A 12784-nucleotide genomic window follows, 5' to 3' on the forward strand; every position below is an offset into this window, starting at 1 on the left:
AAGAGTTTGTTAATAAGTTGTATCAGGGGTTAATTCTTTCCAGGAATAAGTAGTTAACTGGTCCAACCCCACTCCCGGGATAACTAACTCAAGCAGGGTCGTGTCAAAGGCAACATTATAAGCGCCGCCGCCGCCGTTAAATACTGCTCCCTTGGCGAATAATGCGCCGTTGCCGATTCCTGAATTTCCGTTTAAGGTAAAATTCCCCTCGGTAAAAAGGACACCGTCTGTTGATTCAGACCTGCCGCTGAGAGTAATATTTCCCGTGGCCGCTATAGTAAAAGGATTACCCACGCCATCAGGGCAATCCACCCCGGGATTAGAATTGGTAGCAGGATTGCCATCCGGGTCCGCGTCATTTCTTACATGTGTAATTATTGCGCTTTGAAGGGTGAAATTACCATTGACTACTATTGTCCCATTCAGATAAACATCCTGATCAATTGTAAGGTCTCCGTTGTAATAAATCAACCCGGCGGGATTCACTGCATCATGGCTGTTCAGATAAGCTATTAACGTATCATAATTACTGATGACCACGCCTGTACTGTATAGATACTCCCCGTTATTGGGATTTACCCCCCCGTTTACAGCCGCGGAGGCATACAAATCAAAATTAAACGAAATAGGCGGGAGTTCGGCGGCACCGGAGGTTATAACTCCATTAACAGTCCCCGCAGCAGTACTTGTGCCATGAGATGAAATATTCCCGTTGATTGTGGCAGACCCGCCGTCCTGGTTTAAATCCCCGTTTGCATATAAATCACCGTTTACCGTAATCCCCCCGTGCAAGGTAAGGTCACCGTCAGAAAATACGGCATGTTCAAAATGGGTATCCGGATCTTCCACAGTTGTCTTTTTCAGGACCAATTCTATCCGCCGCCGCCTGTTCAGATGCTTTCCCTGGGATTCAATAGTGATAAATTTATTTGAACTAATTGTATTTCTTACTCTTACGGAATATACGCCTGAATCAAAAGGGGTGTTGTTTATAACCGTAGAATAATTGCCGGAAGGGTTCGTGGCCCCATAATTTTCATTCTGGGAAAGTTTAAAGGTTGCCTCATGAATACCGGCATTGGCATAATAAAATGCCTTTTCCGTTTTTTCTTCCGTCGAAGAAAGTTGTATTTCATGCTGGGATATATATAAAAAAACAGTGATAAAAATCGCTATCACAGCAAGGAAAAGCATGGCGATAACAAGCGCGATACCTTTCTGGTTAACTGCAGGTTTATTTTCTCCCATTATTACCACCTCCTAAATCAGTCTTTTACTTACAACTTAAAACTTATAACTATTAGAACAGCTTCAGGTTCCTCAATTGCACGCTTGTTTCAACAATAGTATTTTTGGGCCCGTCTAAATCAACAACACTGTCGCTGTTAAAATCAAACCTGTCTGTATCGACCTCAACAGTAATTTTTATCAAAGTAACCCTGGCCAATTCATCAGATGTGTCTATCGCGGTAGAACTCGCGCCGCCTGGATCGGACGCCGCGATTTCAGCCGCGCTCACAACCCCATCCCCGTTAGTATCCAGCGTTAAATCATTCCCAAAATAATCAAAAGCAAGCGCCTTTACATATTCCCCTTTAATATCGTCGCTTACAAGCACATTAAAGGCGTCTTTTATCAGGCGGTGCATTTTTTGATTTTCCACAGGCCCCTCCAGGTAATAAGAAATCCTGTTCCCGTTCGTGTCCCGCACTGTCAAACTGTCGAAATCCGCGGAAAAAGCAGTCGCCTCCCTTATTTCTCTCGCCATCACCTCAACCACAACCCTCGCATTCTGGCTTGAACGGACTTGTTTTCTCCCTGCCTGGAATGCCTTGTTTGCCTGTATAAAAATTGTATAAACACCGGTTATTATTATTATAAAGATAAACATGGCAACTAAAAATTCAACAAGTGTAAAACCTTTTTCTTTATTAATATTCATAATTATTCATGGCCCAAATGTTATAAAAACATTTGAATTCTTAGACGCATTATCATAACCAACAGTCAATTCTTTGCCATTCTGGCCCTTTGTGGCATTAAATATTATTCTGATTATCAACCTGTCGTTTATCGCGCTTGAGCTGATATTTTCCGTCCATGAATAAGCGTGATACGAGCCTACAAAATTCCTGGCATCTTCATCATCAAAGGCGGTCGATCTGTATAAAATACCCGTGGAATAATAATAAAGCTTGGCATAAAATTTGCCCTGGATATTTACATGTTCATTGGAGGCCCAGACAGTAAAAGTCCAGTCGCCGGACGGGTTCACAAATACAGTATCCGACAGCCAATTTCCATAAACATATTCTCCCGATGAGGCGACAACTTTGTCAATTTCCTGGACAAAAGCCTGGTCCGGTGCGGTAGTCGTAAGGTTTTGATAACTGCTGTTAACCGGGGAGTTTTCCACATGGAAAGAATAAGTAGCTGTCGGAGAATTTATTGTAGTAAATGTCCATGCCTGTTCGGCAGACATTGAATTACCGGCTAAATCTTTAACTCCTGTTGTCACAACAGCGGTATATGTTGTCTGGTAGCTTAAATTGCTTGTTGGTGTAAGTGTAAAAGTATAATTCGCGGGATTATAGGTAATACCCGCGGGAATATTTGTCACACCGCCCTGGAGAAGCTTAACATTGTTTGAATTAGTAATGGTAGATTCAATCATTGGCTCGCTGAAAACCCCGCTTACACTTGTGTCCAATGGAACACCGGTTGCGGCGTCAGCCGGTTTAAGATTTGACAAGGCCGGCGGTATAGTATCAGAAGCAATAACCGTAATATGATAAAAATTACCGCTCTGGGCATTTGGTGGAGAGGTAACTAAATTCCCCGCCTTGTCCCACGCGGCAATATAATAATCCACATCATAATTACTGTCACCGCTCCAGTCCCTGATTACCTCCGAGAAAATTACAGCCTGCCAGTTGCCGTTATTAATATTCCCTGAAACCAAAGACATTTTGGCCGTAGTGCTGTATGTGCTATCTACATCCTGGTACCCGATAAAAGGCCCGGTTGTAGTGGAATCTATCCCCATAAAATCCGTCATTTGCGCTGTAATGGTTATACTGGTAGATTCAATGGCTGACGAAACGGGCGTAGTAGTTATGACCGGCGGGGTAGTATCTTTTACGCCAAAATAATAAACGGGACTCGTCCCCGAATTACCCGCGCCGTCCCTCGCTTCAAAGTAATACTCGGCATCCTGCACCAGGCTGAGCGGGTCCCTGTCCAAAACATAAGCCGCGGGCACGGTTCCCGACCACGTTCCGTATGTTAAACTCCCGCCGGCCAATGCAAGTGTTGTAGAACTGTAACTATTGGATTGATACCAGAGCAAAGGGCCGACCACGCTTAAACTATCCGCCATTACTACCTGTATAACCGCGGGATTTCCCGCTTCAACAGGTACAGCGGTAACTACAACCGGCGGGGGAATTACCTGCGGCGGTGTTGTATCAATAACAAACGTTCCGGTACTTGATCCGGGGTTGCCCTGTTCATCAACACCAGACACATTTACGAGCGCGGTCCCATCCGGGGTCGGTCCGTCCGTGGGATCATCCGCATTCCCCTGGGAAATGGTTACAGCGGAAGAATTTTGATATGTAAAATTGTTGATTGCCTCATTATAATCAGCGGCTTCTACCAGGGCAACTGTTATGGCGGATCCCTGGTAAGCTGTCCCGTATGCCGGTATAAAATTTAATATGGGAACACCTCCTAATTTTTCGCTCGCGCTGACATTTATTGTAATAGTCCCCGCGCCCGTAATGCTTGGCGTCACCTGGCAGATAAAAGAGGGGCCTATATTATCACTCCCGGCAAGAAGCCTGGGACCTACATAAGTTTGCAGGGTATGGCTTTGCGCCACCCCTTTCTGGTCGCTCCAGTTAAGGTCAATAATCAATCTTTTATAATCCGTGGTATTTCCAAATGAGTCATAAGCGCCTGTCCCGTCTGCAGGGTCGTCTATCGGTTGAACTTCTATAAACCATGCGACAGGAGTATTTCCCACGTATGTTGTCCCCAGAAGCTCGTTTTCTGTCACATCTCTTGTATTATTTAAATTTGAATCTTTATACCCGGGGCTGCCCGTCCCGATATAGTAAAAATTCATGTCTTCAATCTCTTCTAATTTCTGCCTGGCAAAATTAATGACAGACATTTTGTTTTCCGCTTTTTTAGCGCCAAGAAAACCATAACTTAACAGGGAAATCAACGCCAGTAACCCGACTGAAAGTATTAACATAGCCACGAGAATCTCAACAAGCGTAAATCCCATGTTAGTTTTTAGTTTTAAATCTTTAGTTTTAAGTCTTTTCATCCTAACCACCACCTGTAAATTGTTTCTCCCCAAAAAATGGAAATGACCGATGCCGTTGCAAGATACGGCCCAAAAGGGATCTCATCCCTTCTTTTTTTAATCTTAAAAACAAGCAGGATAATTCCGATAAAACCTCCTATTATAAATGAAAGCAAAACCGTTAAAAAAGCGTTCTTCAACCCGAGAAACACGCCAATCAATCCTGCCAGTTTAATGTCACCTATCCCCATGCCGCCGCGGCTTGCAAAAACAATAAATCCAAAAACCCCAAGGCCTAAAACCATTCCCAGAAACGCATCAAAAAAATTCAGAAAACTTTTATCAATAAAGGCAAACACAAGATTTAAAACTAATCCTGTTATTATCCCCGGAACAGTTATTATGTCTGGGATTAACGTCGTCCGCGCGTCAATAAAACCAATGACCAAAAGCATTGATGTCAAAAATACATACATGAATAATTCTCTGGAGAAACCCCACTTTACATATATATACCAAAAAATAATGCCCGTCAAAAATTCAACTGCCGGATATTGCAGGGAAATCCTTCCCAGGCAATATCGGCATTTCCCTCCCAATAGTAAAAAACTAATTATTGGGACATTATCGAACCATCTTAAATTCTTTTTGCATTCAGGGCAGTGTGAAGCGGGAAAAATTACAGATTCATCCTCTATAAAACGGCAGATACAAACATTCAAGAAACTTCCTATACATAATCCAAAGATAAATATTATTAATGACATGAAAATAAAGAAAACTCCCCCAACCCCCTCTTTATTTAAAGAGGGGGATAAAAGGGGGCGTTAAATTTTCCTCTTAAAAAAATAACGGTGGCAAGTCTATTAACTTTACCACCGTTATTCCGGTTTCGACAAAACCAAATCTTATGGAGTGCCAAGAGTACTCTTGCAGTTAGCCAATGTATCCGGGCCTGCTTTCGTACCAGCCTGAGTTAAGCCGAAATAATGGTCTGCATCCCTACCGATCGCATAAATACGATAAGCGGTGGGCGTGCTGTTGACATCATTAAGCGCGCCGGCAAAACTTCCTGTTGTGGAATCCAATTTTATATTTGTAGGAAAATCATCGCCTATAATAGTTGATAAAGCTGTTCCCGTGGAAGCCGCCGCGAGCGTAGGATACGCTCCGTTGTCAGCCGCGTACATTTCCAACGCCGTCTTTACCGCTTCAAGTGTCGAAAGGGCTGACGCGTCCTGCGCCTTGCCTCTTGCATTTAAGAAATTGGGAATTGCTACTGCTGCTAAAATACCTAAAATTGCTATAACGATCATAAGCTCGATTAACGTAAAACCCTTTTCTTTCTTAAATATCTTTTTCATATTGATTCACCTCCTTTCAAATACTAAACTCATTTTCGGGAAAAACCTTTTAAAACTTTAATTGAACCTGTTTTTTATATATTCCAAATAACTCCAATTGTCAAGTGAAATTATATTTTACCCGACAAGCTGAGACATCTTTATTATTGGCAGGAACAAAGCAATAACTACAACGCCGATTACAGTTCCTAAAAATACCATTAAGAGAGGCTCAATCAGGGCCGTCAATCCTTCAACCGCCGTATTGACCTCCTCATCGTAAAAATCCGCAATTTTTGTAAGCATCTGGTCCAGGGCGCCTGTTTCCTCCCCGACAGATATCATCTGTGTAACCATGGCCGGGAAAACACCGCTGTCACGCAGGGGGACAGCTATATTCGCCCCTTTCTGAATACTGTCTCTCGCGTTATTCACGGCGGTTTCAACTACCGTATTGCCTGCCGTTTTCGCCGTTATGTTCAAAGACTCAACTATAGGCACGCCGCTTGAAATAAGCGTCCCGAGGGTCCTCGTGAATTTCGCGACCGCTACCTTACGGAGAAGTATGCCGAAAACCGGCATCTTGAGAACAAATTTATCTACTTCCCTCCTGCCTTTATCTGTATTTTTTATCCTCCACAAAAGGAAGCCTACACCGAAAAAAAACCCAAAAACCAGGAAAAAATATTTTTTCATAAAATTACTGGTATTTAAAAGCGCCTGGGTAATCGCGGGAAGCTGGCCCCCAAAAGAAGAAAACATGGAGGCAAACGTGGGGACAATAAAAAGCATAAGCGAGCTTACGATAACGAGTGCAATAATAGAAACTGTAACAGGATAAACCAGGGCGCTTTTTACCTTTTTTTGCAGACGTTCCGCATTTTCAATATACAGGGCAAGACGGTTCATAACTACATCCAAAACCCCCCCGATTTCTCCCGCATTTATCATATTTACAAAAAGGTTGTCAAAAACCTTCGGATGTTTGGAAAGCGATTCCGCGAATGTGGCCCCGCCTTCCACTTTTTGCGTTATCTGTTCAATAATCTTCTTGAATTTAGGGTGGTCCATCTGGGAGGATAAAATAGTCAAACACTGGACCAGCGGCAGCCCCGCGCTGATCATAGTTGAAAACTGCCTGGTAAATATAGCTACATCCCTGGTTTTTATGGCTTTGCCAAAGTCAAAATTAATATTAAAATCTTTTGACTTTTGCTTAATAGAAATAGGTGTAATGCCTTTTGCCCTCAAAAACATTACAACATTATTCTGGTTGTCCCCGTCCATCGTGCCACTGATAATCTGGCCTTCACGGTTTCTCCCTGAATATGTAAAAGTAGCCATAAAACTCCTTTATCTCCCTTTACCAAGCATCTGATAAAACTCTTCCTGGTTGAATGAATGATTAACTGCCTCGTCATAACTGATTGCGCCCGTGGCATAAAGGTTCAAAAGTCCCTGGTTCATAGTCTGCATTCCCAATTTCTGGCTTGTCTGCAGAGTAGAATATATCTGGTGTACCTTCTCCTCCCTGATGAGGTTCCGTATGGCCGGGTTTGGAACAAGAACTTCCAGGGCAAGCGCCCTGCCTTTCCCTCCTGCCTTGGGTAACAATTGCTGTGATATAACTCCTTCCATGACAAAGGACAACTGCATCCTGACCTGGGGCTGCTGGTGAGGAGGAAAAACATCAATAATCCTGTTAATGGTCTGTATTGTATCATTGGTATGAAGGGTCGCGAAAACCAGATGTCCCGTTTCCGCGATTACAAGTGCCGCGCTTATGGTCTCAAGGTCCCTCATTTCACCTATCAGGATTATATCAGGGTCCTGCCGTAAAACATATTTTAAAGCGTTAACAAACGAAAATGTGTCCTGACCGACTTCTCTCTGGTTGATAATGGATTTTTTATGCATATGCACATATTCAATCGGGTCTTCTACTGTTATAATATGGCAGGAACGCTCGCTATTTATAAGGTCAATAATGGAGGCTAATGTTGTCGACTTCCCGCTTCCTGTAGGGCCCGTTACTAAAACAAGACCGCGGGGCTTTCTCGCCATGGTCTTTACAACACCTGGGAGACCTAATTCCTCAAAGGAAAGTATACGGTAAGGGATAGTCCTTATCGCACACGCAATACAATTCCTGTCATAATAGACGTTTACCCTGAAACGGGACAGGTCTTTTATGCCGAACGCGGTGTCTAATTCCCTTTCCCGTTCCAATTTTTTTTTCTGGTCGTCGCTTAATATACTATAAACCAGTTCACGGCATGTTTCGGGAGTAAGTTTTTCTTCTCCGAAAGATATTAACGTCCCGTCAATTCTGAACTGGGGAGGCATTCCTACAACCAGGTGCAAATCAGACGCGCGTTCTTTAACCATGGTTTTAAGCATTTCAGATAAAGAAAACATATTCCTCCTTCAATGAGCAAATGATTTATAAAGCCTACAGGCTTCATAAATCATAGCGTAGCGTCTGCGAATTGAACCCCGCACCTAACCGTCTATTAAACCTTTACTATGAAAATTCCATACGTTACGGAATATTTACATCTCACCCCACAGAAGGTTTTGGTGCGGGGTAAATTCGACCTAACAACTTAGCTTTGTCCGCCTTCGGCGGACTTGCCAAGTTGTGGTCTCATTTAATGTCCGCCAAATGTTACCCTGACAACCTCTTCAATTGAAGTCATCCCTTTTTTAAACTTGATTAACGCGCTGTCCCTTAATGTATTCATGCCCTGTTTGCGCGCTAAATCCCTTATTTCAATAGAGCTTGCTCTTTTAAGGATTAATTCCTTGATTTCTTCTGTTATCGGCATTACTTCATATATGGCAAGCCTGCCTTTGTATCCCCTGCCATTGCAATTCTGGCAGTCCTTGCCCCGGCCTTTGTAAAATTTATTGTTCTTAATCTCTTCCTGTGTTATTCCTAAATCAAGCAGCGCCTGTTCAGGATATTTTACTGCCTCTTTACATTCAGGGCATATCTTCCTTATAAGGCGCTGTGCCATAATCAGGACCGTGGCGGAAGCAATTAAAAAAGGCTCGATCCCCATGTTCATAAAACGGCTGATAGTGCTTGGCGCGTCATTCGTATGTAAAGTGCTCAAAACCAGATGACCGGTCAACGCGGCTTTAATTGCGATATCCGCCGTTTCAAAATCCCGGATTTCACCGACCATTACAATATTCGGGTCCTGCCTTAAAAATGAACGCAGGGCGGCGGCGAATGTAAGCCCTATATCTTCCTTTACATGGACCTGGTTAATTCCTTTCAGATTATACTCAACGGGGTCCTCTGCCGTCATTATATTTGTGGTCACGGCGTTAATCGTGTCAAGGGCGGAATATAAAGTGGTTGTTTTGCCGCTCCCTGTAGGCCCGGTTACAAGGACCATCCCGTAAGGGCTGTGGATGCCTTTTTGAAAATTATTTAACTCGGTCTCCTCAAAACCAAGCTGGGTCAAATCCAGCATCAGTGAACTTTTATCCAGGATTCTCATAACAATCTTTTCCCCGAAAAGAGTAGGGAGTGTGGAAACGCGCAGGTCTATGGATTTATTTTTTAATTTCAGCTTTATCCTTCCGTCCTGGGGCAAACGCCTTTCAGCGATATCAAGCTCCGCCATAATTTTTAAACGCGAGATAATCGCGCTTTTAAGCCTGAGCGGCGGCTGCATCACTTCATAAAGGACGCCGTCTATCCTGAACCTCACCCGGAAAACCTGCTCGTAGGGTTCAATATGAATATCACTCGCACCTTTTGATACCGCGTCGGCAAGTATGGAGTTTACAAGTTTAACTACGGGCGCCTCTTCAATCGCCTCTTTGAGCTTATTAACATCAACCTCTTCTTCCTCTTCAACAACCTCAAGTTCACCGCCTTCCCCTTTTTCTTTGTCCATGTCTTTTAAAACTTCTTCCATCGCACCCGAAGAGGCGTAAAAATTTTCTATTACCTTCCTGATAGCGGTCTCTGAAGACACAAGCGGAAGAATTTCACAGCCTGTCATAAACTTTAAATCGTCGATCGCAAACACGTTTTTGGGATTCGCGATGGCGACAGATAAAACATTGCCGTTTTTTTCAAGCGGGACGACAAGATATTTTTGCGCGGAATCCGCGGAAATAAGCTTTAAAATATTTTTATTAAATTCATAGTGGCTCAAGTCAACAGACGCAATCCCATACTGTTTTCCTAAAAACGCAGTAATAGTTTCCTCAGTGACAAATTTCAGCCTAATCAGGTTATTACCTATAGTGCCGCCTTGCTTTTGCTGGTTTTCTATTGCCTTCTCCAGTTGTTCTTCAGTAATAATTCCGGCTTCCACAAGCATCTGTCCGAGCTGTTTATTTGATTTCTCAGCCATTTTTTACTCCTTCATGCTATTATTATCTTATCGTGATTTTATTTCTTCTGCTTTATGAAATTTTTTACCGCGTGCTGAATTATTTTTACCGGCGGTTTCTTGCCCGTCCATATCTCAAAGGCCGATACTGCCTGGTAAATCAGCATCCCTAAACCGTCTATTGCCTCCAGTTTTCTCTTTTTTGCCTCTATAAGCAATTTTGTCCCGAACGGAGAATAAATAAGATCATAAAACAATAAATCTTTGTGCAGAAAATTTGTATTAATCAACAACCCGTCGCCGTGTTTCAATCCCACAGAGGTAGTGTTCACCAAAAGACTGCTTTCCTGCAAATATCCTTCAATGTTTTTCTCGTTAAGCGAGACCGCGTCCATGACGCACTGCGGAAATCTCTTGTTTAATTCATGGACAAGTTTTTTCGCCCTGTCGATATTCCGGTTTGCAACTATTATATGCCCTGTTTTTTCCCTGGCCAGGGCAAAAACAACCGCCCGGGCGGAACCTCCCGCCCCCAGGACAAAAACTGTTTTCCCCTTCGGTTTTGTGAAACTTGTTTCATTTTTTAAAGAAAGGATAAACCCATCCGCATCGGTATTAAATCCTTTCAATTTATCTTTTTCAAGCTTAATTGTGTTTACGGCACCTATAATACCCGCGTCGTCATCAATAAAATCCAGGTAAGGGATACATGTCTCTTTATGAGGAATTGTTAAATTGACACCGCATATTCCAAGTGTCTTTATACCGGCTAAACTTTGTTTAATGTCCTCGGGTTTTACCAAAAACGGGAGATAAACATAATTTAATCCAAGATATTCAAACGCAGTATTATGAATTACGGGCGACAGTGTATGTTCAACCGGGCACCCGAAAATACCGGTTATTTTAGTTTTACCGTTAATTATCATAAAGCCGTGTATTATTTATTCTGGCGGTTAGTAATTTTTTCAATTTCTGCTTCTTTAACTTTAACAAGAGCTTCCAATTTTTTTATATCCTCGCATAATTTAATAATTTCATCATCTTTAATTTTATGATATCTATATACTTTTTTCCCAATCAGGTTAAAATTTCCGTCCATTTTGTGTTTCAGATTTATTATATCCAGTTTTAATTTTCCCGTATGATAAAAATTTACCCCCTCTTCTTTTCCCTTCTTCGCAAGCCCGACTACCGTCTCGCCGAGCTTTCCCAGGTTCCTCTTTGCATCTTCAAATATATCATCTTTTTTGTCCGGCATAAAATCCCTTCCTGTTTATATATAAAAGTATAATAATATAATAGCACAAAATAAAAAATAAACCAGCACTTTGTATATGAAAATTCGAATAAGGAAGCTGCGCGAAAAAAAGAACGATTTTCTCCAGTGTTATAAGTAAAAACCAGTTTGTGTCCGCCAATATTTTTACAAGAAAAGAAATTTTTGAAAAAATGACCATTGAAATACCCAGATACAAAATAATACCTACAAGCGGGACGACAAAAATATTCGCTATTACCGATATTAAACTGACCTGCTGAAAATAAAAAGCGCCTACAGGCCACACTCCGACCTGAATTGCCAGAGAAAGTAAGAAAAGCTCTTTAGCGCTGTGAGAAAATTTACCCATATAATTATCAGGGAAATTCATGTTTATCCTTTTTAGATCTTCCATTTTCCCCTTCTCTTCTTTATTTATTTTTTTTATTTGGATTTTTTCAAGCTCCGGATATATCAATATCATGGATAAAACGCAAATAAAAGAAAGCTGAAAACTGATCGAAAAAAGGGCCAGCGGGTTGAACAATAAAATAATCAAAGCGGCCAGAGATAAACTGTTTAAAACATCGTTCTCCCGCTCCAGGATGTATCCAAAAAAAATGATGGTTAATGTAATGGCCGAACGGACCACAGGAGGATTCATTCCTGTAGCCAGGGAATAAAACCAAATCATTAAAATACTTGGAATAACCGCTATTTTTCTAGGTAATCTCAATATACCCACTAAGATCATGAAACTTATTGTTCCTATCAGGCCGACATTCATTCCCGATACCGCAAGGATGTGCACGGTTCCCGTATCCCTGAATATCTTCTGAACCCCTTCAGGAATAGTCTGATCGCCGCCCAGAACAATCCCGCTGATCAAAACAGACTCCATCCTAGGGAGATAATAAAAATATAAATTTTGAATATATTTTTTGAAAGAAATACTTGATTTTTTTATGCTATTTCCTTTACCCTCTCCGATTTTCTCTACCTTTGAACCGCCCGTATTGGAAACCGCGTTAATATCCTCGCTTAAAAGATAAAAAGGCGGTTCTTCCAGTGCTCCTTTGAATTTAACAATATCGTTATAGGAAAATATTCGCCCGCCATAGGCCCTGAGCCGAATAAAACCTTTTATTTCTTCGTCGTTAATATTTTTCAGTGATAAATCATAATCCGTCCATTTGGGATATATTTTAGGCTCATCCGCGATCTTCCCGGTAATTTCCACCTCGTTTCCGATAAATCTTTTAAGATTTTCGGACTTGGGGCTTTGGATTGAGTTTAAAGTAAGAATAAAACCAGAGGATAAAATAGCCAGGCTCAGAAAGATATTACAAATTATCTCTTTTTGCTTAATAAAGAAAAAAACCGAAAAAAGAAAAGAAACAATTAGAAATAGGAAAATTTGATAAAACGGCAGATAAAAATAACGCCCCAGAATAATACCAAAAATAAAAATGCTCAGAACTTTAAGGCATGGTTGTTTCGTCATTTG

The 12784-nt window shown here is 41.7% G+C and carries 11 protein-coding genes; all 11 read right to left on the minus strand.

Going from position 1 to position 12784, the window contains the following annotated elements; genetic code table 11:
- Nucleotides 1–9: 9 nt before the first annotated feature.
- Complete coding sequence (locus AB1498_04255) at nucleotides 10–1248, minus strand: hypothetical protein (GenBank protein MEW6087494.1); 1239 nt, start codon at nucleotides 1246–1248, stop codon at nucleotides 10–12.
- Nucleotides 1249–1300: 52 nt separating this feature from the next.
- Nucleotides 1301–1942 carry a prepilin-type N-terminal cleavage/methylation domain-containing protein gene (locus AB1498_04260; protein MEW6087495.1) on the minus strand — a complete coding sequence of 214 codons (642 nt, stop codon included), beginning with the start codon at nucleotides 1940–1942 and terminating at the stop codon, nucleotides 1301–1303.
- Nucleotides 1943–1948: 6 nt separating this feature from the next.
- A complete protein-coding gene (locus tag AB1498_04265; GenBank protein MEW6087496.1) occupies nucleotides 1949–4336 on the minus strand; it encodes an Ig-like domain-containing protein in 2388 nt (795 codons plus the stop codon).
- On the minus strand, nucleotides 4333–5082 hold the full coding sequence (locus AB1498_04270; protein MEW6087497.1) for a prepilin peptidase: 750 nt from the start codon (nucleotides 5080–5082) through the stop codon (nucleotides 4333–4335). Before AB1498_04270 ends, AB1498_04265 begins: the two co-directional genes overlap by 4 nt.
- A gap of 141 nt (nucleotides 5083–5223) precedes the next feature.
- Nucleotides 5224–5679 carry a prepilin-type N-terminal cleavage/methylation domain-containing protein gene (locus AB1498_04275; GenBank protein MEW6087498.1) on the minus strand — a complete coding sequence of 152 codons (456 nt, stop codon included), beginning with the start codon at nucleotides 5677–5679 and terminating at the stop codon, nucleotides 5224–5226.
- A 117-nt stretch (nucleotides 5680–5796) separates the two neighbouring features.
- Complete coding sequence (locus AB1498_04280) at nucleotides 5797–7002, minus strand: type II secretion system F family protein (GenBank protein MEW6087499.1); 1206 nt, start codon at nucleotides 7000–7002, stop codon at nucleotides 5797–5799.
- Between the two features lie 9 nt (nucleotides 7003–7011).
- Complete coding sequence (locus AB1498_04285; protein MEW6087500.1) at nucleotides 7012–8076, minus strand: type IV pilus twitching motility protein PilT; 1065 nt, start codon at nucleotides 8074–8076, stop codon at nucleotides 7012–7014.
- Between the two features lie 233 nt (nucleotides 8077–8309).
- On the minus strand, nucleotides 8310–10037 hold the full coding sequence (gene pilB / locus AB1498_04290) for a type IV-A pilus assembly ATPase PilB (GenBank protein ID MEW6087501.1): 1728 nt from the start codon (nucleotides 10035–10037) through the stop codon (nucleotides 8310–8312).
- A gap of 38 nt (nucleotides 10038–10075) precedes the next feature.
- Nucleotides 10076–10945 carry a shikimate dehydrogenase gene (locus AB1498_04295; protein MEW6087502.1) on the minus strand — a complete coding sequence of 290 codons (870 nt, stop codon included), beginning with the start codon at nucleotides 10943–10945 and terminating at the stop codon, nucleotides 10076–10078.
- Between the two features lie 11 nt (nucleotides 10946–10956).
- Complete coding sequence (locus AB1498_04300) at nucleotides 10957–11277, minus strand: hypothetical protein (protein MEW6087503.1); 321 nt, start codon at nucleotides 11275–11277, stop codon at nucleotides 10957–10959.
- Nucleotides 11258–12781, minus strand: coding sequence for a ComEC/Rec2 family competence protein (locus AB1498_04305; GenBank protein MEW6087504.1), 1524 nt, complete (start codon nucleotides 12779–12781; stop codon nucleotides 11258–11260). Before AB1498_04305 ends, AB1498_04300 begins: the two co-directional genes overlap by 20 nt.
- Nucleotides 12782–12784: the final 3 nt, after the last annotated feature.

It is taken from the genome of bacterium (genome assembly GCA_040754625.1).
Lineage (GTDB): Bacteria > JACRDZ01 > JAQUKH01 > JAQUKH01 > JAQUKH01 > JAQUKH01.